The organism is Undibacterium sp. FW305-107 (assembly GCF_058788535.1).
Genome location: NZ_JBYTAV010000009.1, coordinates 102,666 through 127,607, shown reverse-complemented (window position 1 = coordinate 127,607; position 24,942 = coordinate 102,666). Strand labels below are relative to the sequence as shown.

General features: G+C 51.4%; 22 protein-coding genes. 9 read left to right on the top strand and 13 right to left on the bottom strand.

Translation table 11 applies throughout. The annotated features are described in order from the left end of the window. Positions 1-97 precede the first annotated feature (97 nt). The 3 genes from AC3WQT_RS20305 to AC3WQT_RS20295 form a co-directional block, all read right to left on the bottom strand. Positions 98-1,711, bottom strand: a complete 1,614-nt coding sequence (locus AC3WQT_RS20305) for a ShlB/FhaC/HecB family hemolysin secretion/activation protein (RefSeq protein ID WP_492706485.1) — start codon at positions 1,709-1,711, stop codon at positions 98-100. A 368-nt stretch (positions 1,712-2,079) separates the two neighbouring features. After that, the gene (locus AC3WQT_RS20300) at positions 2,080-2,670 is read right to left on the bottom strand and encodes a hypothetical protein (RefSeq protein WP_492706483.1); all 591 of its coding nucleotides are present in this window, start codon (positions 2,668-2,670) and stop codon (positions 2,080-2,082) included. Further along, positions 2,670-3,065 carry a DUF6404 family protein gene (locus tag AC3WQT_RS20295; RefSeq protein WP_492706482.1) on the bottom strand — a complete coding sequence of 132 codons (396 nt, stop codon included), beginning with the start codon at positions 3,063-3,065 and terminating at the stop codon, positions 2,670-2,672. The genes AC3WQT_RS20300 and AC3WQT_RS20295 overlap by 1 nt, the downstream gene beginning before the upstream one ends. 406 nt (positions 3,066-3,471) lie before the next feature. Between AC3WQT_RS20295 and AC3WQT_RS20290 the strand changes: the two genes are divergently transcribed. Then, entirely contained in the window at positions 3,472-4,620 is a 1,149-nt protein-coding gene (locus AC3WQT_RS20290; protein WP_492706480.1) for an acyltransferase family protein, read from the top strand. 164 nt (positions 4,621-4,784) lie between these two features. Further along, positions 4,785-6,320 carry a glycoside hydrolase family 10-like protein gene (locus AC3WQT_RS20285; RefSeq protein WP_492706478.1) on the top strand — a complete coding sequence of 512 codons (1,536 nt, stop codon included), beginning with the start codon at positions 4,785-4,787 and terminating at the stop codon, positions 6,318-6,320. A 50-nt stretch (positions 6,321-6,370) separates the two neighbouring features. On the opposite strand, the gene AC3WQT_RS20280 is transcribed toward AC3WQT_RS20285, so the two are convergent. Beyond that, positions 6,371-6,505 carry a hypothetical protein gene (locus AC3WQT_RS20280; protein WP_492706477.1) on the bottom strand — a complete coding sequence of 45 codons (135 nt, stop codon included), beginning with the start codon at positions 6,503-6,505 and terminating at the stop codon, positions 6,371-6,373. Positions 6,506-6,657: 152 nt separating this feature from the next. Here AC3WQT_RS20280 and AC3WQT_RS20275 point away from each other — a divergent pair, with 152 nt between their 5' ends. Continuing rightward, positions 6,658-9,498 (top strand): TonB-dependent receptor domain-containing protein, encoded by a 2,841-nt coding sequence (locus AC3WQT_RS20275; protein WP_492706475.1) that lies wholly within the window; start codon positions 6,658-6,660, stop codon positions 9,496-9,498. Positions 9,499-9,589: 91 nt separating this feature from the next. Here the strand turns inward: AC3WQT_RS20275 and AC3WQT_RS20270 are convergent, their stop codons facing one another. Both AC3WQT_RS20270 and AC3WQT_RS20265 read right to left on the bottom strand, forming a co-directional pair. Further along, positions 9,590-10,912 carry a serpin family protein gene (locus tag AC3WQT_RS20270; protein ID WP_492706473.1) on the bottom strand — a complete coding sequence of 441 codons (1,323 nt, stop codon included), beginning with the start codon at positions 10,910-10,912 and terminating at the stop codon, positions 9,590-9,592. A 134-nt stretch (positions 10,913-11,046) separates the two neighbouring features. Beyond that, entirely contained in the window at positions 11,047-11,613 is a 567-nt protein-coding gene (locus AC3WQT_RS20265) for a L,D-transpeptidase family protein (protein WP_492706471.1), read from the bottom strand. Between the two features lie 165 nt (positions 11,614-11,778). Here AC3WQT_RS20265 and AC3WQT_RS20260 point away from each other — a divergent pair, with 165 nt between their 5' ends. Continuing rightward, on the top strand, positions 11,779-12,666 hold the full coding sequence (locus AC3WQT_RS20260; RefSeq protein WP_492706469.1) for an N-acetylmuramic acid 6-phosphate etherase: 888 nt from the start codon (positions 11,779-11,781) through the stop codon (positions 12,664-12,666). A gap of 92 nt (positions 12,667-12,758) precedes the next feature. Then, on the top strand, positions 12,759-13,661 hold the full coding sequence (locus AC3WQT_RS20255; protein WP_492706468.1) for a LysR family transcriptional regulator: 903 nt from the start codon (positions 12,759-12,761) through the stop codon (positions 13,659-13,661). Here AC3WQT_RS20255 and AC3WQT_RS20250 read toward each other — a convergent pair. The 5 genes from AC3WQT_RS20250 to AC3WQT_RS20230 form a co-directional block, all read right to left on the bottom strand. Further along, positions 13,658-15,022 carry a serine hydrolase domain-containing protein gene (locus tag AC3WQT_RS20250; protein ID WP_492706467.1) on the bottom strand — a complete coding sequence of 455 codons (1,365 nt, stop codon included), beginning with the start codon at positions 15,020-15,022 and terminating at the stop codon, positions 13,658-13,660. The genes AC3WQT_RS20255 and AC3WQT_RS20250 overlap by 4 nt on opposite strands. A 2-nt stretch (positions 15,023-15,024) precedes the next feature. Beyond that, positions 15,025-15,624: a M15 family metallopeptidase gene (locus AC3WQT_RS20245; RefSeq protein WP_492706466.1), complete on the bottom strand. Its 600-nt coding sequence runs from the start codon at positions 15,622-15,624 to the stop codon at positions 15,025-15,027. 137 nt (positions 15,625-15,761) lie between these two features. Beyond that, positions 15,762-17,558 carry an ABC transporter substrate-binding protein gene (locus tag AC3WQT_RS20240; RefSeq protein ID WP_492706464.1) on the bottom strand — a complete coding sequence of 599 codons (1,797 nt, stop codon included), beginning with the start codon at positions 17,556-17,558 and terminating at the stop codon, positions 15,762-15,764. Continuing rightward, on the bottom strand, positions 17,555-18,556 hold the full coding sequence (locus tag AC3WQT_RS20235) for a M14 family metallopeptidase (RefSeq protein ID WP_492706463.1): 1,002 nt from the start codon (positions 18,554-18,556) through the stop codon (positions 17,555-17,557). Before AC3WQT_RS20235 ends, AC3WQT_RS20240 begins: the two co-directional genes overlap by 4 nt. A gap of 14 nt (positions 18,557-18,570) precedes the next feature. Continuing rightward, positions 18,571-19,872, bottom strand: a complete 1,302-nt coding sequence (locus AC3WQT_RS20230) for an MFS transporter (protein ID WP_492706462.1) — start codon at positions 19,870-19,872, stop codon at positions 18,571-18,573. A 228-nt stretch (positions 19,873-20,100) separates the two neighbouring features. Here AC3WQT_RS20230 and AC3WQT_RS20225 point away from each other — a divergent pair, with 228 nt between their 5' ends. From AC3WQT_RS20225 to AC3WQT_RS20210, 4 genes are read left to right on the top strand one after another with little or no spacing between them, the layout of a single operon-like run. Continuing rightward, on the top strand, positions 20,101-21,045 hold the full coding sequence (locus AC3WQT_RS20225; protein WP_492706460.1) for an N-acetylglucosamine kinase: 945 nt from the start codon (positions 20,101-20,103) through the stop codon (positions 21,043-21,045). Beyond that, positions 21,042-21,851, top strand: a complete 810-nt coding sequence (locus tag AC3WQT_RS20220) for an N-acetylmuramoyl-L-alanine amidase (protein ID WP_492706458.1) — start codon at positions 21,042-21,044, stop codon at positions 21,849-21,851. The genes AC3WQT_RS20225 and AC3WQT_RS20220 overlap by 4 nt, the downstream gene beginning before the upstream one ends. Positions 21,852-21,853: 2 nt before the next feature. Beyond that, positions 21,854-22,366 (top strand): M15 family metallopeptidase, encoded by a 513-nt coding sequence (locus AC3WQT_RS20215; protein ID WP_492706457.1) that lies wholly within the window; start codon positions 21,854-21,856, stop codon positions 22,364-22,366. Between the two features lie 32 nt (positions 22,367-22,398). Then, entirely contained in the window at positions 22,399-22,818 is a 420-nt protein-coding gene (locus tag AC3WQT_RS20210) for a hypothetical protein (RefSeq protein ID WP_492706455.1), read from the top strand. A 19-nt stretch (positions 22,819-22,837) separates the two neighbouring features. On the opposite strand, the gene AC3WQT_RS20205 is transcribed toward AC3WQT_RS20210, so the two are convergent. Next, positions 22,838-23,971: an ABC transporter permease gene (locus AC3WQT_RS20205; RefSeq protein ID WP_492706453.1), complete on the bottom strand. Its 1,134-nt coding sequence runs from the start codon at positions 23,969-23,971 to the stop codon at positions 22,838-22,840. After that, the gene (locus tag AC3WQT_RS20200) at positions 23,968-24,939 is read right to left on the bottom strand and encodes an ABC transporter ATP-binding protein (protein WP_492706451.1); all 972 of its coding nucleotides are present in this window, start codon (positions 24,937-24,939) and stop codon (positions 23,968-23,970) included. Before AC3WQT_RS20200 ends, AC3WQT_RS20205 begins: the two co-directional genes overlap by 4 nt. Positions 24,940-24,942 lie beyond the last annotated feature (3 nt).

The following is a 24,942-nucleotide window of genomic DNA, read 5'->3' as shown; positions in this document are numbered from 1 at the left end:
GCTTAGGCAATAGGGCTTGCCTCAGGTTCGGCCTCAATACAGATTCAGATTGAGCGAACATATCGATTTCATTTCTCATGCTCTTCCTCATCCATCATTAATAGTTGACGCCCAGCCTGACATGCAAACGCCTGTCATCTTTGCTCAATTCATCCGGTGCATGCAGCGACTTGCCATAGTCCATCTGCAGCGACATCATGCGTGACATGGCCAGCCTGATACCTATGCCTATGCTGGAAATGGAAGCAGAACTCTGCTCCCCAGGCAGCGCCTTGTTACGTGATAAATGGGCAGCATCATAAAAACCAAGTAACTGGCACTGGGTAAGACTGGCGCTAAAACCTGCACACAAGTTGGGTGTATAAATTTCTGCACTGACCAAAGTGCCATAATCATTGGCCAGTGCACGCTCGGTAAAGCCACGCACACTGCTGGCACCACCAGCGCCAAACTGCTCACCGGGTACCAGGCTATCTCTGGTGTATTGTCCACTCAGCATGAGCTTCAATTGCCAGGCGGCCGGCAAGACCTTGCTATAGCCAAAACCATAGCGCAAGATGCTGTATCCGGCAGTTGCGCCACTGCGCACTCTCTGAAAATCTTCGGTCTTGCCCTTTTCACCGCCAGGCAGGTTATGCACCGCCGTCACATAGGCATTGGCATCGCCCGCAGTTGAATTCAAAGTAGCAGCATAGCTGACACTGATGGGATGGACAGTGACATCATTCCCCAGCTGTATGCCCTGCAAGGCGACATTATTCTTGAAGGCCTTATAGTCCCAGCCAAAACTCAGGCGTGAATCAAAATCCTCGCTACGCCCCAGGTTGAAGTTATAGCGCCCGCCCACCACGGCTCCACGACCACTGACATTCAGGTCAAAGATGCCTGCAGCGACTGAACCGGAATCAACATTCGAATAACTCGCATACAAATCCACGCTATCGCCGAGCTGATACAGGGGCAAATGGTAGCCAACACCAAATACCGCATACTTGCTGGGCTTTTGCAGCGTGGTCGTATATTGCAGGCTGAGTACATCATCACGCCCGCTGATATTGGCATGCTGGAACAGCAGTCCCAGATGTGATTTTCCGGTATTGCTGTCACCAGCATTATCCACAGTTGCCCCAACGGTCCAGGGCTTGTTGTCGGCAACATTCAATACGGCATTGACTTCGCCTTCCTTGCTTGCAGTCTCAAATTGCAAACTGGTTTTCTTGGCCGGATTTTCATTCGCAGTCTTTAAACTTTCAGACAGTTTTTTAATATTGGGGGTATCGCCTATGCGCAATTGCGGCAGGCTGCGTTTGATATTGTCGCTGTCAAAATGGCGGTTACCCTTGACACTGACAGTGGCAATGCGCGCCTGTATGACAATGAATTTGACGACGCCCTGATTCAATTCCTGCTCAGGCAAGACCACTTGCACCAGACTATAGCCTTTCTGGTGATAAGCTTTTTCCAGTGCTTCCAGCGCCCTTTGTACATCGGCAAAACTGCGGCCCTTGCCTGTATAGGGTGCCAGCAAGCTATCCAGAGCAGTGGGAGTCAGCAAGTTATTACCCTTGACATCATAACGACTGATATCAAAGCGCCCAATGACGCTGTCGGTATCCTGCGCAGCCAATGGCTGGCTAAGTCCCAATGCCATGGCGAACAGCAGGCTGAGGGTAAGACGGGATTTGACGTGCTTGTTCTTCAACGGTCTCATACTAAGATTTCCCAGTTACTGAGTCGTGCTATACCAAGTTCTTCTGTGTGCGGAGCTTTGCCAGCCTCCTTCATCGTGCTGATTTGTGCTGATAATGCCTGTCGACTTCTATTTTTGTATCGAATTCGGTACTGAAGATGCGCGCAAAAAACTGCGGCTGAAATGTCTGCTTACAAATGTTTAGTTACAAGTATCCTGCAATCCAATACGCACTACAAGCACTATGTTGTTAATTCAGACATGGTGTCTTATTTTGCATTCTGGAAATTTAAAACTGATGACTTAAAAGCCAAGTTAAAGCAGAGAAATGTGAATGTGAGATCTTTTAAATGCAAGAAATTTGAATATGAGAAATGTAAACTTGTGAATCAAGGACGGGAAATACGGCGTTTCAGTTTTCCGTCTTTGCTTTCAACGATATGGTCAAATTCATCGACGCTAAAACTACGGGTAATCGCCAATGAAGGACAGCACATGGCGTCGCGGGATGCCATTTCCCTGCCTTTCAGTGTCACTATGCCCTGTTTGATGCTCGCACTATTAAAATCAAAGGAGCGCCAACCACGTTCACCCAGTTTGGTGACTGCCACCAGCAGATATGGCCGGTTGCGCTTGCCCGCTACTTCGAATTGCTCAAGTTCGGTAAAAAAGGCGATAAATTCCGCATGATGGTTGCCGCCGCCATATCCTTCCAGATTAAACAAGACTACGGCATCATTCTTATGATCACCGAAAAAATTCCCATAGATGATACGGGCAGGGTTTTCACTATAGGTTTCGGCAATGCCATCGCCAAACTGCTCTGTCAGCCGGGTCAATTCAAGCTGCATTGCCGCTTGTTGTAATGCAGATGCAGTAACTGCTGTGTCAGTTTGTGGCGCTGCCGCCTGAACACCCGTTGCAACTCCTGCTGCCAGAGTAAGACTACAGAGTAAGGATGACAAAAAAAACTTCATCATCAGGCTACCGTATCCGGCTTAAATTCTTGCCAGGATGGCAGACCATGCTTGCGTTTGCCGTAGGCATAATAACTGGCCAGGGCCAGACCAAACAAGATACCGGCAATCGCAGCTGAATTCAGCATGGTGGTCGCCGACATGGCTGTTTTGGACCAGACAAAAAAGTACATCAATGCGCCCCAGGCGACAGCGTAAAAAGAGCCCGCAAATAGCGCGTTTTGCCAGAATTGGGCAAAGTGTGGTGGTGGAATATCAAACCCCATGCGCCATAACAGACGTAAATAAGGTGGCGCGTAATTGCTGCGCATGATGCCAGTCTTTTCCAGCAACTTCAATGCCGCCTGGCGCTTGTGGTCGCGGCTGTTTTCACGATTGTTTGATTCAGTGGTATTCATCTGTCTGCTTATCAAGAAAAAATATTCAAATGAGAATCCGAATGCTTGAAATTGCAAATAGGCATTCAGGAAAGCGTCCTCGATAATGGATTATATGCAACTTGATCCATATTCAGCACTTTCTCTGCAGAGATAAACTGCAAAAGAAGAAATGCTTTTAAGCCCGCCATCCAGTACTTTGTTGAAAATATTGATTTACAGAAAGAAAACCCGAATTCTACTCAGGAGAGAATAACCCAGGCTTATATCTGATGAATAAAAAGTCAATCGCAGTAAACTGGTATTAGTGCCTATGATGTAGGTAATCCTTCTTTCCTCGTTGGATTACTCTCATGACTCCCCCAAGACGAACGAGATTTTCAAGGGCGCGCAAGCGCCCTTTTTTTCAGCCTATCTTGTCAGCGCGATGAATAAATCAAGATTACTGTCACTCGATGCTTTTCGCGGCTTCACCATCGCCAGCATGTTTCTGGTGAATAATCCGGGTGACTGGGGTCATCTGTACCCGCCGTTAGAGCACGCTGCATGGTCAGGCTGGACTTTTACAGACTGTATTTTCCCTTTCTTCCTGTTCATCGTTGGCGTCTCGCTGCATATATCGCTACATCAAAAACTCATGGCTGGCCATGTCCAGGGACAGTTGTTCAGGCAAACGGCCAAGCGGGCTCTGTGGATATTCCTGATAGGCCTGATGTTGAATCTCATCCCCAGCTTTGATTTCCAAACTGTGCGCATACCTGGTGTGTTGCAACGCATCGCCCTATGTACTTTTGTGGCGGCCCCCATACTGATTTATTGCGACCGGAAATGGCAAGCGATCTGGGTTGGCATCCTCATCGCTGTATACTCCATACTTATGCTGGTCATACCTGTGCCAGATGCAGACGGAGCCTGGTTCAGGGCAGCACTGGAACCCGGGCGTGACGCCGGTGCATGGCTGGACAGACTGCTGCTCGACGGGCACTTATGGAAACGCGCAAAAACCTGGGACCCGGAGGGTGTGCTGAGCAGCCTGCCCGCGGTCTGCAGTGTGATCTTTGGCGCATGGGCTGGTCGCTGGCTCAGCGGCAGGCAGGATACCGCCACAAAAACTACCTGGTTCTTTGTCGCAGGCTTGACTTGTCTAGCAATTGGTCTGCTGCTCGATACCTTGTTCATGCCCATCAATAAAAGCCTGTGGACACCTTCTTACAGCATCTTCATGACAGGCTGGGCACTCGTCAGCTTTGCCTGTTTTTACTGGCTGCTGGATGGCAATCCCTCAGCCATGATTAAAAAATCCATGGCAAAACTCTGTCATCCTCTTGTCATGTATGGCATGAATGCCCTGTTCCTGTTCACTCTGTCTGGCCTGATTGCCAAAATGCTGGGATTTATCCATGTAGATCAGGCTGATGGCACTAAACCCAGCCTGCATGCGATTATCTATGCACCGATCAAGGCTCTGCCCATGAATGCATTGAATGCATCCTTGCTGTATGCAGTGCTGTTTAATCTGCTGATGTTGCTGATTGCCTGGGCAATGTGGAAGAAACGCTGGTTTGTCAAAGTGTAATGCAGTAGCATCTCAGGTCTTTCGCCCTTAATTGCTTTATTAGTTCTGGTTTATCCATGCTTTCGCTACAACCTTCGTCACGACCTGCTTTTACTTTGTCTAATTTGAAAATTTATCTTCAACGGTTCAAGTTACCTGCGCTGGCGGCATCTGCGTGTGCACTCATGCTTGCCTGCACTACTGCGACACCGCCAGTAAAGCCTCAGCCAGCCAAGCCAGTGGTAACAGACTTGACTATCATCCCGCAAAATGCACTGGTCAATTATCCCACGCAGGTGAAAGACGCGCCGCCCTTGCCGCGTGAATTCCGCGCTGCCTGGGTGTCGACCGTGGCCAATATAGACTGGCCTTCGCGCCGTGACCTGAACACAGAGAAACAAAAGAGTGAAGTCATCACCATACTCGACAATGCGGTGCAGTTGAAACTGAATGCCATTGTCTTGCAGGTGCGTCCGGCAGCGGATGCCATTTACCCGTCAATGATAGAACCGTGGTCAGAATTCCTGACGGGCGAGCAAGGCCGGCCCCCATCTCCCTACTATGACCCGTTGCAATTCTGGGTAGAACAGGCACATGCACGCGGTCTGGAATTGCATGCATGGTTCAACCCCTATCGTTCCCGCACTGCGCAATCCAGGATGGCGCTGGCGACCAACCACATCAGCAAACTGGTACCACAGGTAGTGAAGACTTATGGCGACCTGCAATGGATGGACCCTGGTGAACCGCTGGCGATGCAGCAAACCCTGAATGTCATCAGTGACGTGGTGCGCCGTTATGATGTCGATGGCATCCATATTGACGACTATTTCTACCCTTACCCGGTCAAGGGCAGCAATGGCGCAGAGCAGGACTTTCCTGATGACCCGTCCTGGGTTGCCTACATTCAATCCGGCGGCAAGCTGGCGCGTGCCGACTGGCGCCGTGATAATGTCAACCGCCTGGTCGAGGCCGTCAATCAGCGCGTGCACCTGGAAAAGCCCTGGGTGAAATTCGGTATCAGCCCTTTTGGCATAGGCAGGCCAGATCGTCTGCCACCCGGCATTGTCGGTTTCAGTCAATATGACAAGCTGTATGCAGATGTCGAACTGTGGCTGGCCAAAGGCTGGCTCGATTATCTGGCTCCCCAGCTCTACTGGCCCATCAATCAGGGGCCGCAGGCCTTCAAGGTTTTACATGACTACTGGCTGGCACAAAACCCCGCTGGCAAGCATATCTGGCCAGGCTTGTACACCAGTCGTATAGACAACACCGATAAATCCTGGTCTGCCGATGAAATTTTGAACCAGGTAGATGCCATGCGTGAAAAAGCTGGCAATGGTCACGTGCATTTCAGCATGGCAGCGCTGAACCAGAATCGTAAAGACATACGCAAACGCCTGGCGAGCGAGAAATACACCTCGCAGGCGCTGATCCCCGCCAGCCCATGGCTGGACAATAGCCTGCCAGCCAGCGCGGTGCTGGAAGCCAGTGCCGACAAGAAGTCATTACGCCTGCAACTCAGCTATACCAGCAATACCCGCCTGCTGGCCATCTGGAAACGCACTGACCAGCAATGGCTGTTTTCTGTGGTACCTGCCCAAAATATGAACATCGATATCACGGATGATCCTCAGCTTGGCGCTATCAGGCAGGTGACAGTATCAGCTATCAGCCGTACGGGTGTAGAGGGTTTGCGCGCCAGTTATAGCTTGCCCTGAAGTTTTCCCCGAAACAGGGCCAACATAAATCAGGTAAGCAAGTGTGGTTTTTAGATACGTATGGACAGCTTGTCCATACGTATTTTTCTTTGCTGTTTTCCCGGTTTCCTCTCTGAAATCAGCGCCTTCACTGGCTGGCAAGCCTGTGAAGACAAACCCCATATCTTTTGGTTATCGCCCGACATGATATTTTCATTTGTCACTCTTAATGGCAAAACTCTAGTCTGGCATATACAAAAAATTTATATCGAAAAAATTTATATCAATTACGGCTCAAGCCGATAGTTGAAAGTAAAAACGCTCACACATCAACGTTGTACGACCCAAGGAGAGACCAGTGAAGTTAAAGACCATAGCCAGGTGCATCGCCCTGATAGGCATTTCTGCCGGTACCAGCGGATGGGTACAGGCACAGGAACTGCCTGCTCCGCCACCGCAAAAAGTAGAAATTACCGGTAGCAGCATCAAACGCATTGCCTCCGAAGGTGCCCTGCCGATTGAAGTCATTACCCGCAAGCAGCTGGAAGCAGCTGGCATCGTCACTGCCGAGCAATTTATTGCCAATCTGAACATCAATGGCAATGGTTCTGACAATCTGGCCAGTAATGCTGACGTCACGTCTGGTGCCCAGCGCGGCAATAACGGTGCCTCCTCCGCCAACCTGCGTGGTCAGGGTGCCGACAGCACGCTGGTATTGCTGAATGGCCGCCGCGTTGCCACCCATGGCATGAAGGGCTCGGCAGTTGACCTGAATTCCATCCCCATGGCTGCGGTGGAAAGAATCGAAGTCCTGAAAGATGGTGCGTCAGCCATCTACGGTACGGATGCAATTGGTGGTGTCATCAATTTCATCCTGCGCAAAAATTACAATGGCCTGGAAGCCCAAGCCTTTACCGACATTTCCCAACAAGGTGGCGGCAATATCAAGCGCGTCTCTGTCGTTGGTGGTTTTGGTGACCTGGACAAAGATAGCTACAATGTCCTGCTCACGGCCACCCATAGCGAGAACGACGCCCTGCGCGGTGACCAACGCGATTTTGTGAATACCTTCCAGCCTAACCGCGGCTTGTCGGTTGATACCCGTGGCACACCGAATGCAACTGTATTTGCCACCTCGCTGGCCAATACCATACTCAGCAACAAGAGCAATAATGGCCCGGTCTTCCCTGGTACTACCCAGGTCATGAACGCCATCAATGTGCTGAACCTGCCGGGCGGTGCTGGTTGTAGCGCCGTCGATGGCATGGCGGCTTATGATGCCAAATTGTGGGATGTAGCATCCTCCAAATATGCCTGCGCCTGGGATACTGGCCGCGCTGCTGTCCTGCAGCAACCCGTCAAGAACGACAACTTTGTCGCGCGCGGCACTTTCAGGATAGGTACACATCAATTGTTTGCCGAGGCTGTCGGCTCCCAGGTTGAAGTGTCCAAGCGCTTTTCGCCTAACCAGGTTTCTCCTGGCACCAACTTCCCTGCTTCTTCATTTTATCCAAGCACAGGCTCTGCCTACAACGATGTATTCAATGCCATCGTTGCAGTATTTCCCAGCATAGAGGCCAATCGCGGCGCGCCTATCGCCTACCGCTGGCGTTGTATGGAATGCGGTAACCGTGAAATTACCACCAAGACAGAAGCAGGCCGCCTGCAATTGGGTGCCGATGGTCAGATAGGCAAATGGGATTACCGCGTCGGCCTGTCACGTGCCTATAGTGAGTCCCAATCCAAACTGGGTACCGGTTATAACTACACGGTCGCCCTGGCGAATGCGCTGGGTACGGGCATCATCAATCCTTTCCTGAAGCCTGGTGAAAAACAGTCACAAGCTGCGCTTGACCTGATCAACAGCACCTCCGCAGCAGGCGTCACATTGTATGGTGGCAAAACCACGCTGACACAGGCAGATGCTGCCCTGTCCGGTGAAATCTGGCAATTGCCTGCCGGTGCTGTCATGGCAGCTGTTGGCATGGATGTGCGCAAGGAAGAATATACTTTCAACGGCGATGCAAGGGCATCCAGCGTGCGCCCTGCCATCCTGAATGCGCCTTTTGATGACAGCAATGCACTGCCTAAAGTCAGTCGCGATATACGTGCGGTGTATGCGGAGGTACTGGTACCGGTGTTCAAGTCACTGGAAGTCACAGTTGCCGGTCGCCAGGATCATTATTCAGGCTTTGGCAATACCTTCAATCCAAAACTGAGCTTCCGTTATACACCAACAGATACGCTGCTGTTCCGTGGTTCATACAACACCGGCTTCCGTGCCCCTTCGTTCAATCAATTGTTTAACGGCATTACCGATTCACCTTATGCTGGTAAAGACCTGGCCGATCCAGCCACCTGCCCGACTTTGAAGGTCGATAGCAGCAAACCTGGTTGCGCAGCCATCACACCAAACATCCTGACTGGCGGTAAAACCACGCTGGGTCCTGAAAAAGCCAAGCAAGGAACAGTAGGTGTGGTCTGGGCACCGAGCAGTAACTTCAGTGCCAACGCAGACATCTGGGAAATCCGTAAGGAAAATTCCATCATGTCCATAGACCTGACTACGATGCTGCAAAATTATGAGCTGTTCAAAGACCAGTTCTTGCGTGACAGTACAGGCGCATTGATTTTCGTTGATCAACGCTGGGTCAATGCCGGTTCGAGTATTACCCGGGGTGTGGAACTTGGTGCAAAAGCGAATGGTGCAATCCTGAATGGCAAATGGGCTGCCGGTCTGGATGGCTCTTATCTGCTGGAGAAAAAATCCCGCCCCATGGCGAACGCACCTTATGGCGAGAGCGAAGTTGGCCGCTTCACCTTCACCGGCGATCTGGGCCTGAGGTGGAAGCATACTGCCTATGTCAACTACACCCAGGGCGACTGGACAGGCACCTTCACGCAGATATACCGTGCTGGCTACAAGGACCAGGTCTTGCCTGGCGTACAGAGTGGCCTGGTCATGCCATCCAACTACAATCCCAATGTCAAAGCCTATATCATCTACAACATGAGCGTGACTTATAGCGGCATCAAAAACCTGACACTGACTGCTGGTTTGAAAAACATCTTCAATACCGACCCGCCATTTGCCATCACTTATGACAGCAACACCGGTGCAGGCAGTTCCTGGGAACCACGCGTAGCTGATCCACGCGGACGTGCATTTACTTTGCTGGCGAATTACAAGTTCAAGTAAAACGCACAAGTAAAAAGCTACAACAAAAATCCCTTGGCATCCATTAATGCCAAGGGATTTTTTTATGCTCTACAACTAAAGCATCTATCGATTAGCTTGCAGCAGGATTCATGAGCTTACCCATAAAGATGATGAGGTCAGTCTGCCTGTCCCTGATCATGAACAGGAAAGGACGATCCAGCGTCAACTTCAACGGTTGAGTCACATTAATGCTTGTGACACCGATCAATACACCCGTAGCAGCGGCAGCTTCTGTGCCCTTCTCATCAACATTGATGAAGGCCTTGTGGACGACACCAGAAATCGACAATTCGCGGTTACCGCTTATACCGGAAAAATCTGCCTTGCTTGCATCAAAGGCAGCACCCATGCCCAGAGTGCTCAGACTGGAATTCATCGCCGGGCTGGCACTGAAGTTAAACTTGGGCATGCTCAGGGCAATGTAATTGTCTTTCAAGCCTGTCGTAATGTCGCTGATAGTAGTGCTGCTCAGGCTCTGGAAAAAACTATCAAACTTGCCGGCATCAGGCACAACAAGCAACATGGCGAGTTTGTTATCGATGTAAGGCAGCTCCACCGCCTGATAACCCTTGCCCTGCACATAAGGGAAATTGCTGGTCAGATTCATGAAAGGCAGATTTTTCACGCTGCCTTTACGGTCAGTGAAATCCTGGTTCCTCGTCGCTTCTTTGGTAAATGGCTGTGCCCAGTCTGACTTGAACCAGATCGCATTTGTCAGTACCACGCGAGTCATTGGTGAGACTCCACCGGCAGGTATCAGGTCCTTGATTTTTTGCTGGGTCTGGTCAGCTACCCAGTTATTAATCGTCAGGCGTGAAGGTTCAGCAGCGTTGACGAAGTCCTGCAAATTCACAGCAGCGCCAAAATTCACACTGAGTGCATCAAGGTAACTGCTTTGCAAGCTATAACCCTGCTGTGCCCACAGGGCATTCGCGATATTCAGGTTGGGTAATTGGGCGTTCGGTTTGGCTGCCGTCGAGGTTTTATCTGCCAGCAGTAAATCGAGACGATTCAGGGCGGGTTGCAAACGGCTTTGCGGCAACTGGAAAGCCAGCGCCTTTTCCATACCGCTGAGGGTATCACCCTTGGCACCTGCCGCCGCCATCTCCAGTGCCAGTGTCAGGCTATATGGCGAATAGACGAGGTTACTGTCGCCCTGAGCATCCAGCAAAGGCAAGATTTTGAGAGCAAATTCGGTATTTCCGGCCACTGCTGCGGCCAGATCAGCATCACTGGTCTGCGGGGCAACATTGCGTGTTAACGAGGATTTGACTGTACTGACAGCCTGGGGCTTGCTGGTATCGGAAGCAGTGGCTGTAGCAGCGGTACCTGCCCCGCCGCAGGCAGAAACCAGGGCGAGCAGCAAGCTTGAGCATAGGAGTGTAGGGCGCATATTGAGCTTTCAATTGAGCTGTCAGAATAGAAACACTTGGCCATAATACGCCTGCCACTCTATTGAATCAGTTCAAAAATGTACTCAAATTGTCATTAAATTGTAAATCCTGAAAGATATTTTCAATTAAATAATCAGGATGCTGTCATATCCACGGGCTTTTCAACTACATCGACTACCGCCCCTACACCTACCCGCTCAAACAACTCTGCAATATCGACAGAACGCATACGTATGCAGCCATAGCTTGCAGGCGTACCCAGCAGGCTTTCCTGTGGCGTACCGTGGATGTAGATAAAACGCGGATAAGCATTGCGGTTGCGCACTTCGGTACCCCGCAACCACAGGATGCGTGTCACCACGGGGTCACGCCCAGGCGCGTCTGCAGCCACGATTTCGCCTGTTGGCATGCGGTCTTTGAAGACTGAGCCCAAGGGTACGCCAGCACCGATTTTCTCGGCGATCTGCATGCGGCCTCCAGGCGTCATATAACTGTCAGGCATATCACCTATGCCACGTTTGGCGGTAGAAATGGCATAGGCCGCTACTTGCTTACCATCTTCCAGCAACACCATTTTTTGCTCTGGGACTGAAATGATTAATTGATGGCGGGTATCGCCACCTTGCAGCCAGCCCCACTGACAAGCCGCTAGCAGCAGGCTGATAGCCAGTATCCCTATCAGATGACGACGAATTTGCATGTTTTACCTATGCTTTGATGACAGCTCAGCATAAGCTGATCAAAGGGTATCTGCAAATAATTCCTGCAGCCGCATGCATTACCTGAAGTTATGGGCCGGGTATCAGCTTTCATTTGTGCTCTGCCTGCAGAGGACATAAGGTAATGAGAGAAAAGGAATCAAGCCATGCTGAATACAGAAGCACCAAGCATTAACCACACCGGACTGGATTTATACCCGACCACGCAACTGGTTGATGCCTTCATTGATGATCAGTTCAATGCCATACGTGCCGTCAGCCTGGCTGCGGCACAGATCGCAGCGGCTGTGGATGCCGCCGCACCGCGCATACTGGCAGGTGGCCGTCTGGTGTATGTGGGGGCAGGTACCTCTGGCCGCCTGGGTGTGCTGGATGGTGTCGAATTATTGCCGACCTTCTCATGGCCAAATGAGCGCGCCCTGTCCTTGCTGGCAGGTGGCAAGCAGGCCATGTTTGTGGCTGTTGAAGGCGCGGAAGATGATGCTGACCAAGGCGCAAAAGAAATTCAGGAACTGGCTTTGACCGCCAATGATGTGGTGATGCTGATTGCCGCATCCGGCGCTACCCCCTATGTGCTGGGTGCCTTGCAGGCAGCGCGTCAGGCGGGTGCCCTGACCATAGGCTTTGCCAATAATCCTGGCGCACCTGTGACTTTGCAGGCAGAGATAGGCATCACGCTGGATACTGGCAGCGAAGTGATTTCAGGCAGTACCCGCCTGAAAGCAGGCACCTCACAAAAAGTCGCCCTGAACAGCTTTTCCAGCGCCCTGATGGTCAGGCTGCACAAGGTCTATGGCAACCTCATGGTGGATGTCAAACCGACCAATGTCAAACTGCTGCGACGCACCGTTGCCCTGACCATGCACGCAACCGGGCGGGATGAAGTACATTGCCGCCGCATACTGGAAGAATGCGACTTCCACGTCAAGACTGCCATACTGGCTATCCTGAGCAACATCAGCGTGACAGCCGCACATGCCAAATTGCTGGCCTGCGGTGACAACTTGCGTCTTGCCCTGCAAAGCAGACCATAAAGCCACAAGCCGCAGACGCGGCAATAAGCGCGACAACATCCCTTGTCAGGCGTTACAATCAAGCTCGATTTTTTGCTGAATGGACTTTCACCATGCGTTTGCGTCATATCGAAGTTTTTCATGCCATCATGCAGGCAGGCACGATCAGTGGTGCTGCACAATTGTTGAATATTTCACAGCCAGCCGCCACCAAGGTCTTGCAGCATTGTGAAATACAGCTGGGCCTGAAACTGTTCGAGCGCATCAAGGGCAAGCTGCACCCCACGCCAGAAGCGCACAAGCTGTTTGCTGAAGTCGATAAACTCAACCGCGATTTGCAATCAGTACGCAGGCTGGCCAGCAACTTGAAAAATCACCCTGACGAGGCCGTCAGACTGGCATCGACACCGACCTTGTCGATTACCGTAGTCCCCACTGCGCTGGCTGCCTGGCGCAAGAAATTTGGCAATGTGCATTGCACACTGGCGACCCATCACACCAGCGAGATTGTCAATGCCCTGTTGCTGGGCGACGTGGATTTTGCGCTGTCCCTGTACGACCCCTGTCACCCAAATATCGCGTCTGAACCCTTGATACGCGGCAGCATGACTGCCATCGCGCCGCTGGGTAGCTGGGCAAAGAACCTGGACAATACTGCCCTGCCCGTTGCCGACCTGCCCAAGAACCTGATTGCGCTGGATCTCGATGACCATCTCGTCAGCCGCGTCATGGATGCCTGTGAAGAACAAGGTTTGAGCTTTACTTCTTACACCGTGGTGCAGACCTACTTGCTGGCCAGGACACTGGTGGAGCTGGGTGCAGGCGCAGCCGTCATCGACCCCTTTACTGCCGCCACATCTGACCATAGCAAAGTGCAATGTCGCCCGCTGTCACCAAATGTTCCTGTGGATTTGTATCTGCTGACGGTAAAATCAACGCCACTGTCACGCTCTGCGCGCGCTTTCGTCGAATGCATCAAGGAAGCTGGGGCTGAGTTTATTGCCCGTACCAGCTAAAACAGAGTGTAAAGCGATGTCTGTATCTGCTCTTCCCAAATACTAAGACTGGAATAGATACCAGGATTTTTTTCCGGGTCAGCCGCAACACCGCCTATGACATAGATAATGCCATTACGTGCTGCCGGATCAAACAGGAAGGCCGATTGCAAACCATAAGCAAACCCCAGATGACCAACCGGCTTGAAGGCAGGTCTAGCCTGTACCAGCCTGTCCCCATAATGCGCAGCGCTGGTGTCAGTAAAACGCTGGAAACCCAGCCCCCAGGACAGAAACAGGCCACGGTAATCATCACCATTGTGACTACTTGCATCGTAACGCCATTGCTCTGCAGTCAAAGCCTTGACGCTGGCAGGTTTTAGCAAACGCACTCCATCAAGCTCACCTTGGTTCATGAGCATCAGCATGATGCGGCTCAAACCCTGCACGCTGATGCGCAAGCCACCTTGCGGGCTGGACAAAGTCGCATTCGTGCCTAGCCCGTAGTTTTGCAGCTGCCTTTTAAGCAGAGGCTTATTGCGGAAATCGTCTGTCTGCGCCACCCACGGGCCTTGCGCATTCCACACTTCATTAGCCTGCTTGCGGTACAAGACAGCCAGCCGCGAAAAGGCATCCGTCGATAAGAGTTCAGGGTGATACGCGCCTTCTATCTGCAAGGGTTGCAAAACCAGATTTTGCATGAGCATATCAAAGCGCTGGCCGCTGACGGCTTCCATGACGGTGCCCAGCACACCCCAGTTCAAATTCACATAATGAAAATAAAGACCAGGAGCAAAGTTCTCTCCCGGTTTGGCTGTCGCCGGATCAGCCCATTGCAAACCTTGCGCATAATTCTTGCCACCAGGCTGCAGAAAACTCTGCATAGTAACATCTGCCGAAAAGTTATAGCCACCGTCATCCCGCAGGGATGATGTGTGACTCAGCAGCATGCGGGTAGTAATGACTACATCCGGATAGTGCGGGTTCCTGAGCTTGAAACCCAGGTAGTTGCTAATATCTGTATCCAGGTCAAGTTTGCCCTGTTCTACCAGACACATGGCACCTATGGCGGCAACCATCTTGGACACCGAAGCAACGCGAAACAGGGTCTGGCTGTCAGCAGGCAGACTATTGGCGGGATTTTTCTGGTCGATATAAGCTTTACCAAACTGCTGCTGGTAAACGACTTTACCAGCCTTGATTGCCAGTACAGACAGGCTGGAAAGCGCTGTATCAGACTGCGCGACAATTGCAGTCAATTGTTGGCTTATCTGCTGCATCACCTGCTTTTGCTGTTCGAGTTCTGGATTGACTTGTGCCATGACCTGACTTGCCAGTAAGGACATGAGTACGAACAGGCAGCGGGCAGGATAAGACTGCATCCTTAGTCAATACGCAGATAGGTTTCACGCACGACCACCGGGTCACCACAATTGAAATGCCACCATTCGCTATTGATGCCCCTGAATCCACCATGTGCCATTGCCGCCCGCAATATACCGCGCTGGTCTAGCTGGTGCTGGGTGAGCTGACCTTCGGCCAGCATTCTTTGTTCCAGCGCCGGATGTGATTTTTCTTCGAGTGCATCAAAGCCGCTGCCCATATCCAGTTCCTTGCCATCAGCATCAATGAGAGTCACATCCACCGCCATGCCAAAGGAATGGATGGAGCCCCGTGCCGGGTCGGCCACGTACATGCGCAAGGGTGTACCATCCAGGTGTTGCCACAGCATTTCCTGCACACGGTGCGGGCGCAGGGCGTCCAGTACCAGTATGCGCAAGTCAGGGTGATGTTCGTGCAACCAGTTGACCGCAGCCTGCAGGGCGGCTATCGCTTCACGGTGCAACCAGCTACAGTCCAGATCACCATATAACTCACGACCGACAAAATTGTCGGCACCGACATAACGTAAATCGATAACTATGCCGCTGACGGTATCGAGCCGGCAAAAATCAGGATGATCAGCAATCAATTCACAACGCACACATTCTCCACACAACAGAGTTTTTCATAATTGCAGCATAGGGTGAGTCACCTGCACCTGCCAATGAAAACTTACCGATGACATATAACCAGATGGAATGATCAAGCTTTGAACTTCCATCAGACAATCAATGCAATTTATTTTAATACTTTATTACGGGCAGCAACATCAACATCGACATAGCGCCAGCTTGTGAAATCCACTGGATGTCTATAGTAGTTTTGCAACCAGGGCTGAGATAAATCTGCCGTCACCGGATGTATACGCGGCACCCAGGGGCTGTAGCCGTGCATGAGCTGGGCCATTTGCCGGTAAATAGCCGTTCTCTCCGGGCTGTCGCTCAGGCGCATGGCTTCTTCATACAGTTTGTTAAAGGCTGGCAGGTTGAAGCGCGAGTAATTGGCACGGCCAGCATTGGGACCATACAGGAGCTGGTAAAAATTCTCGGCATCGGGGAAGTCAGCAATCCAGTTGGCCTCAGTCATCTGTACCTTGCCAAGACGGGCCGCACGCAAGACTTCTGAATGTTTGTCGGTTTTGAAGCTGACATGGATGCCAATCGCATCCAAATTCTTGCGCCACACTTCGTCGCGCAAACGACCGGTAGTACTGGCCAGACTATGCATTTGCAGATGCAGGGGCTGACCGTCAGGCAGCTTGCGGTAACCATCTGCGGCACGTTTATAAGCAAACTTGTCGAGCAAGGCATTGGCCAGCTTCACATCATATTGCACCGGGGTTTTATAGTTGGCGTCGTAACCCAGTACATTGGGCGGCAGAGGTGATTGAGCCTGTATCGCCAGACCTTTTTCCATCAGAGCAATGTCTTCCTTGCTGTCGTAGCTGAGGGCAATGGCACGGCGCAAGGCGATTTTCTCTGGCGTATAACCACCTATCACCGGATCTTCCATATTCATCCACATGTAATAAGTCTGCAGTGGGGTGAACAGGGACAGGCGTACGCCCTGCTGCTGTAGTGCAGGCTTGAGCTTGCCATCATCCAGTACCATATTCGACAGTGGTGGTGGCACTTGTTCCAGATAGTCAAACTCATGGTTAAGGAAACCCAGCACGCGCGACTGCTGCTCTTCCATGATCTTGATTTCTACCTTGCTGACACGTGGCAAAGTCTGCCCCGCCAGGCTGGCAGCAATTTTCCTGGTATTGTCATCAGCACCTTGGTCATTGAACACGACTTTGCGGTACTGCGGATTCGCCAGTAACTCTATGCGAAAACTGCGCTGCCACTGGCCTAGTATGAAAGGGCCAGTACCTATAGGGTGATTGCCAACCTGGTTGCCATAAGCCTCAACCACTTCCCTGGCCACTGCACCAGTAGCGGTAGTTGCGAGGATGAACAGGAAATTACTGTCTGGCGCATTCAATCGTACGCGCAGCGTGTATTTATCCACGGCTTGCAAACCGGGTATGCTGGTTTGCAAATTGAAGTCCAGGCCCTTGCCATCTTTGGCTGGTTTGAGTTTTTCATCACCGAGTAACTTTCCTTCAAACATGAACAGCCACGGCGACTTGACAGCAGGATCATAGATGCGCTTGATGCTGTAGATATAATCTTCCGCAGTCAATTCCCTGGGCTTGCCCTTGAATGCAGGGTCAGGTGTAAACATGATCCCAGGTTGCAGATGCAGGACATAGGTTTTGCCCTGATCCAGGATTTCCGGCATGCTTTTCAGAGTATTGGGTTTGAGTTTGACAGGCCGCGCCAGGTAGTCATAGCGCAGCATGGGTTCAAAAATATTTTCGTTGATACTGACCGAAGGTACGTCCGATGCTACTGCCGGGTCGAGACTGCTCTCTGGCGTGGTCGCCAGCACACGCAAGACTTTTTCAGTGCTGACTGCGGCATGTGCAGATGTCACGCTGATCAGGACAGACACACTCAGCAATGCCAAAAATAAGAAACGCAAACTCATGCTTTGGCCTTTGCAAATTCGGCCAGACGAGGGTTAGGCTTGGTCAGGTAAAACCACTCTTCCCCGGCACTGGCACTTGCATCAGGGAAGATGATACGACCATCCTGATCTGCCCTGACTTCAGTGCCATCAGCGCGCATGCCTATCAGCTCGCCCTGTTTCAATTCATCAAAGCTGCGCCATTCGCGCACGAAACTATCGCCATCATGCAGTTTATCGATGACATCATAGATGCGCAGGGCTTCCATCTGTGCCACAGGTTCTGGCACTGCACCGGCAATCACACCCAGATGACGCAGGCTGTTGACGATGGCGGCATAAGCCACCGCTGGCGCTTGCGGGTCAAGATGCTGGCCGCATTCTAGCGTCATGGCATAACCGCCGACTGAGCGCATGTATTCTGTCGTACCGACGCCAAACTGTGTATTTGCATTTGCGATGGCTTTGGCATCCGCATCATGGGCCAGCCGCTCCTGGCGTCGTTGTACGCCACGGGCATAAGTACTGAGCCAGCCATCGACTAGTCTGTGCACACCGAGGCGCATGGCCATCGCTAGTTCCTGCTGTTCATGACTGAATGATTCTATGGGACCACGGTTATTTTCTGGTCCTATCAGGACAAAAGGTTCTCCCTGGCTACGGAAAGAATGCAGGTCCAGCAAGACATCATGCTGAGCCATCAGAGGGCATAACCAGTTTGCCACATGATCTTCAAATTCCTGCACATCTGCTGTCGGTATCAGGCGACGGTTCAAGTTGCGTTCGCCTTCCCTTTGTCCCATTTTGTAAGCCAGCGGATTGCATACCGGCACCAGCGTCAAACGGCCAGCCAGCAATTGCAGGCTGCCATCTTCCAGTTCAGCAATGACGCGGCGTATGGCCTGGGTGCCACAGGTTTCATTGCCATGCACGGCACCGGTGATAATGACACTGCTGCCAGGTTGTGGTGAGCTGTAGCTGTTGCTTTGAAAGTGATAAGGATAAGTAGTTCTGTTCATATTTTATTCAGCCTCTATTCAGCTTTTTTGCCAAAAGCCGGGTCCACTTTAATGAGGGCGGTGACGATAAAGGTAGGCACGGCAGCGATACATATCCAGACAAAGAAATGGGCATAGCCCAGATACTCTTGCAAGCGGCCACTGAACATGCCGGGCAACATCATGCTCAGCGCCATGAAGCCTGTGCAAATCGCATAATGTGCCGTCTTGTGTTCGCCATCGGCAATCATGATCATGTACAGCACATAAGCCGTAAAGCCAAAGCCATAACCCATTTGCTCTATGGCGACAGCAGCGCCGATCAGATAAATATTTTGTGGCTGCACAAAGGCCAGGTACACATACACCAGATGCGGTACATTGATCGCCAGTGCCATGGGCCAGAGCATACGCTTCAAACCAAAACGAGAGATCAGCGCGCCCCCTGCCAGACCACCTATGGTCAGAGCAATCATGCCCATGGTGCCATATACGATACCAACTGCCTGTGTAGAAAGGCCTAGCCCCCCCTTATCCACACTGTCGAGCAAAAACGGTGGTGCCATCTTCACCAGTTGCGCTTCACCAAAGCGATACAGCAAGAGAAAGGCAATGGTCAGCAAGATGTTTTTCTTTTTGATGAACTTGCCAAAGATCGTGAAGAAAGTCGCCACCACCTGATTTGGGTCACCATGCGCCGTATCACTGGCAGGGCGTGGCAAAGCCCATTTATGGTAAACCGCGAGACTGATGAACTTCATCGCTAGTACACTAAAAACTACAACCCAGGCAAACCTGACATCACCCGTCAGATCACGCAGCGAACCTGCCATATACACCAGAGCCCCCTGCCCATACAGCATGGCCATGCGAAAAAACATGCTGCGCACACCAACAAAAGCAGCCTGCTGATGCTGTTCCAGCCCCAACATGTAAAATCCGTCAGAACTGATGTCGTGGGTAGCAGCACTGAATGCTAATAACCAGAAGACCAGCAGCGTAGCCTGGAAAAAACCCGGCATGGGGATAGTTAAGGCCACCAGGCCAAAGAGTGCGCCAATCACCAGTTCCAGCGTAACAATCCAGAAACGCTTGGTCTTGAACATGTCCACGAAAGGAGACCAGAAAGGCTTGATCACAAACGGCAGGTATAGCCAGCTTGTATATAAGGCAATGTCTGAATTGGAAATATCCAGGTTTTTGTACATAATGACGGAAAGTGTCATTACCACGACGTATGGAATGCCCTGGCTGAAATACAATGACGGTATCCAGCGCCAGACCCCGCCCGCCGGAACCTCAGGATTGTTGACTGCAGTGACTGTCTCGCTTGTCATCTTGATCTTTTTCTTAAGTGGTAGGGTTCATCTTCCCAGTAAAATACCGGGATTGCGATTGAAATTTTGCTGCTGCTTCATAGCAAAAAGTTATAAGCCGGATGCATCTTTTCATTCGCTGCCAGTGCCAGAAGCGCCCTATGATAAACGAACAACTGCCAGTTATTGCGATTCAGCTCCACGATGTTTCATCAAATTCCCCAGAAATCAGCACACCAGCCTACATTTATGCCATCTGACCAGCAAACGCCCTTGCCACTGCAAACCACCGACATTGCACTGGGTATAGATGCAGGCGGCACGCAAACCCGCTGGGCATTGGCGACTAAAGATGAACAAATCCTTGCCAGCGGCACTGCTGCCGGTCTGACTGCCTTGCAAACCGATAACGCTGAAGGTACGCAAGCCGTACACCAGGTATTTGCCAGTCTGGCCGCCGCCACGCGCAGCCATGGCAAGGTAAGCAGCATACGTGCAGGCATTACCGGTTTTGGTGGTGATGCCCATACCCTGCCAGATATGCTGGCCGACTGCTTTGATCTGGAAAAAGAACAAATTCTGGTCAGCAATGATATAGAAATTGCCTACCTCGATATTTTCAAACCAGGTACGGGTTACCTGATTTATGCCGGTACCGGCTCCATCGCTGCCTACATAGATGCAAATGGTGAGTTTCACCGCGCCGGTGGTCGTGGTTATTTGCTGGATGATGCCGGTGGTGGTTTCTGGATTGCGCGTGAAGCCATGCGCAAACTATGGCGCGCCGAAGATGAGCATCCCGATCACTGGAAAAATTCAGAAATGGCGAAGCGCCTGTTCAAGCTCATCGGCGGCAATGACTGGAACATATCACGTGACTTTATCTACCACCGCAGCCGTGGCGACATAGGCAAGCTGGCTATGGCCGTTGCTGCCGCTGCCGATAGCGACCCGGTCGCCATGGCCATATTACAAAGCGCAGGCAAGGAACTGGCACGTCTGGGCATGGCCATGTGCACCCGTTTTGGCAATAAGCCCATTGCACTCAGCGGCAGGGTACAAGAACTGCATCCCGCCATAGTAGAATCCCTGCGCCTGCATCTGTCGCCAGAAATCAGTCTGCGCCAGAGTACTTGCGAAGCCCATTTTTCCGCAGCACGACTCGCTGCCCGACAACTCAAAAAACTATCATGAATAAAGTCAGTCTATATAGCTTATTTGCTGCTGCCAGCATCTTCATCAGCGGCTGTGCCACGGTCGGCCCCATGGGCAGACTCGATACCAGCATTTCTGCCAAGAGCCAGGAAGAACGCGTGCAATTCATCGTCCTGCATTACACCGCACTGGATCAGCCCACTTCATTGCGGGTACTCAGCCAGCAGGCCGTCAGCGCAAATTATCTCGTCGGTGATGAAGACCCCATCAAGGTCTGGCAACTGGTGCCAGAAAATCACATGGCTTATCATGCCGGTCTCAGTGAATGGAAAGGCTATAGCCGTCTGAATGCCAGTTCCATAGGCATAGAAATCGTCAATCTCGGTTTCAAGGATACGCCGGAAGGCCGCATTTATTTCCCCTTCCCACAAGCCCAGATAGACCGTGTGATTGCCCTGGTCAAGGACATCTCCCTGCGTTACCAGATACGCCCTGAATATATACTTGGTCATTCCGATATCGCCCCCATGCGCAAATCTGACCCCGGCCCAATGTTCCCGTGGAAGCAACTGGCCGACGCCGGCCTGATCCCCTGGCCCAAGGCAGATGAAGTCGCGCAACGCATGACAGCTTATGAATTGCAATTACCAGAGATCAAATGGTTCCAGCAAAAACTCGCACAATATGGTTACGGCATTCCGCAAACCGGCCTGCTTGATGAAGCCACCCGCAGCGTGCTGATCGCCTTCCAGACCAAGTACCGGCCAACAAAATTTGACGGCATGCCAGATGCAGAAACCGCCGCCATGCTGGATACCCTGATCGCCAACCTGAAAGCAAAATAAACATGGCAGTTGGTCACGCTGAAAACTTCACCATTCCGCCGCAATTGCTGGAACAGCGTGGCCTGCTACAGCAGCAAGAGGCCGCAGAACTGGTACTGGCAGAAACCGGAGAAGATGGCAGGCAATACCTGCTGACACCTGCCTCCAATCTGGCCTGGCAAGCCATGAAGAAAGCTGCCAGCCAGGACGGCATAGCACTATTGATGATTTCAGCCTTCCGCAGCGTCGCCAGACAAACCGAGATCATCAGCGACAAACTGGCTGAGGGCCAGCAACTGGAAGACATCCTGCTGGTCTGCGCCCCACCCGGTTACAGCGAACATCACACTGGCCGCGCCATCGACATCGCCACGCCAGAAGATCCAGAACTGGAAATCTCTTTCGACACGACGGCAGCCTTTGCCTGGTTACAAAATAATGCCGGGCGATTTGGTTTTTACATGTCTTACCCGCCGGGGAATAGCAGCGGGTTTCAGTATGAGCCTTGGCATTGGTGTCACGCCAAGAACATTTGAGATTAAAACAATCTATTTAACAGGTGCCTGACATGGAAGAGAATTTATGCGTTTTAAATTATGTCGACCAATTACGGAATTTATCTTCACGCTACATTCAAGTTGATATAGAAATTGTTCCTAGCATTTTTAAATGGTGCGAAGAAAAAGGGGTCTCAGAAGATCACCCATTTCGTATAGCCAAAACTTTAAAAAATCTAGAAAATGGCCGCCACTTAATTTTAATCAATCAATATCTAACATCTGAAAACATCTCATCCGTATTGGCAGGCATTGAACATTCAAATTATTTCTCGATCGATCAAATAAGAAAAATAACAGATCAAAAAATATTTTTGATCCATTTATTCCTACATGAAATCTCGCATGCATTAGATGAGACCCGATCTGAGGAACAATGTGATCACTGGGCATTAAATCAAATCGAAACTAATCAATTGACCCTTGATTGACAATGTCTGTAGAGATGCATCAATCCAGCGTCTGCCTATACCTCTTCAAAGCCACAAACCCGGCCAACAGTAAAAATACCAGCATGGGCCATAGCTCAGGCATGAGCTGGCCTGCGGTATTTCCCTTTAATAAAATACCCCGCACGATGCGCAGGAAATGCGTCAGAGGCAAAGCTTCACCTATGACTTGCGCCCATTCTGGCATGGCGCGGAAAGGGAACATGAAGCCGGACAGGAGCATGGATGGCAGAAAGAAAAAGAAAGTCATCTGCATGGCTTGCAACTGGTTTTTGGCTATTGTGGAAAAAGTGAAGCCGACTGCCAGGTTGGCCAGGATGAAGACACCTATCATGCTCATCAGCAGGCTGAAGCTGCCCATCATTGGTACTTCAAATAACAGAAAGGCAGCGCTGATGATGACGCCCAGTTGTATATAGCCCATCAGCACATAGGGCAGGATTTTACCGACCATGACTTCTGCCGGACGTACTGGGGTTGCCAGCAAGTTTTCCATGGTGCCGCGCTCGCGTTCGCGTGTCATGGCCAGTGAAGTCAGCATGACCATGGTCATGGTGAGTATGGTGCCGATCAGGCCGGGGACGATGTTATAGCGTGACAGGCCTTCAGGGTTATAGCGGCGGTGTACACGCACTTCATAAGCGGGCGTGCCGGTTTGCAGGTATTGCAAAGGGCCTTTCAAGTCATGATGCAAGGCCTGGGTGGCGATGGCATTCAGTGCAGCAATTGCATTGCCCGATGCGGATGGATCGGTCGCATCGACAGATATCAGCAAAGCCGGTTTCTCACCACGCACCATTTGTTGAGTGAATTGTGGCGGTATCACCAGCATGAATTGTATTTTTCCGTTTTCCAGCAAGCGTTCTGCCTCTTGCTCACTCTGCCCTACCGAATCGATACGGAAGTAACCAGTGTTTTGCATGGCAACGACAAAGCTGCGCGCCATGGGGCTGTTGTCGGTACTGACTACGGCAGTTGGCAAACCCTTGGGGTCGGTATTGATGGCATAGCCAAACAGGATGAGCTGCAAAATGGGGATGCCGACCGCCATGGCAAAGGTCAGGCGGTCACGCATCATTTGCTGGAATTCCTTGATGAAGATGGCAAACATGCGCGCCAGAGAAAAACGCTTCATGCTGCCACCTTTTGACGGATATCATCTTTGGAAAAATTATCAGGTGCACTGGCGATCAGGCTGATAAAGACATCTTCCAGATTCGCCGCACTCGGCGTGATTTGTATATTGGCTTGATGCCTTATGCCATCGAGTGCCTGCAAGACCAGCGCCTCGTCCAGCCCGGCTACGTGGACAGCATTGCCGAATGCGGCCACACTCAATACACCCGGGGCTGATTTCAATGACTCCAGCAAGCTACCTAGTTGTTCACCTTGCAGGGTCCAGACCTTGAGTTTGGAGTCATGTATGATTTCTGCCTCGGTGCCACGGGCCAGTATTTTTCCGTAAGCGATATAGCAGAGTTCATGGCAGCGTTCTGCTTCATCCATGTAGTGGGTGGACACCAGCACCGTAATGCCCTGGTCAGCCAGCAAATGAATCTGGTCCCAGAAATCGCGACGCGCTTTGGGGTCCACTCCAGCCGTTGGTTCATCCAGCAACAGCAGACGTGGCTCATGGATGAGGCACGCAGCCAGTGCCAGCCTTTGTTTCCAGCCACCCGACAATGACCCTGCCAGTTGATGCTGGCGGGCTGTCAGGCCCAATCTTTCGAGAGACTGGTCAACTGCATTTTTTCTGCTTGGCAGTTCAAACAGGCGTGCCACGAAATCCAGATTCTGGCGTATCGACAAATCATCATACAGTCCGAATTTTTGCGTCATATAACCTACCTGGCGTTTGATCTGCTCTGCCTGTTTGATGATATCCAGCCCCAGGCAGGAACCCGTGCCAGCATCGGGCGTCAGCAAGCCACACAACATGCGTATGGTGGTGGTCTTGCCGCTGCCGTTCGGCCCCAGAAAACCGCAGATACGGCCTTTGGCAACTTGCAGTTCGACTTTATCTACAACCGCGCGACCGCCATAGGATTTGCTCAGGTCATGGACATTGATGGCGAGATTTCCTGTATCAACGCTGGTATTCATTGC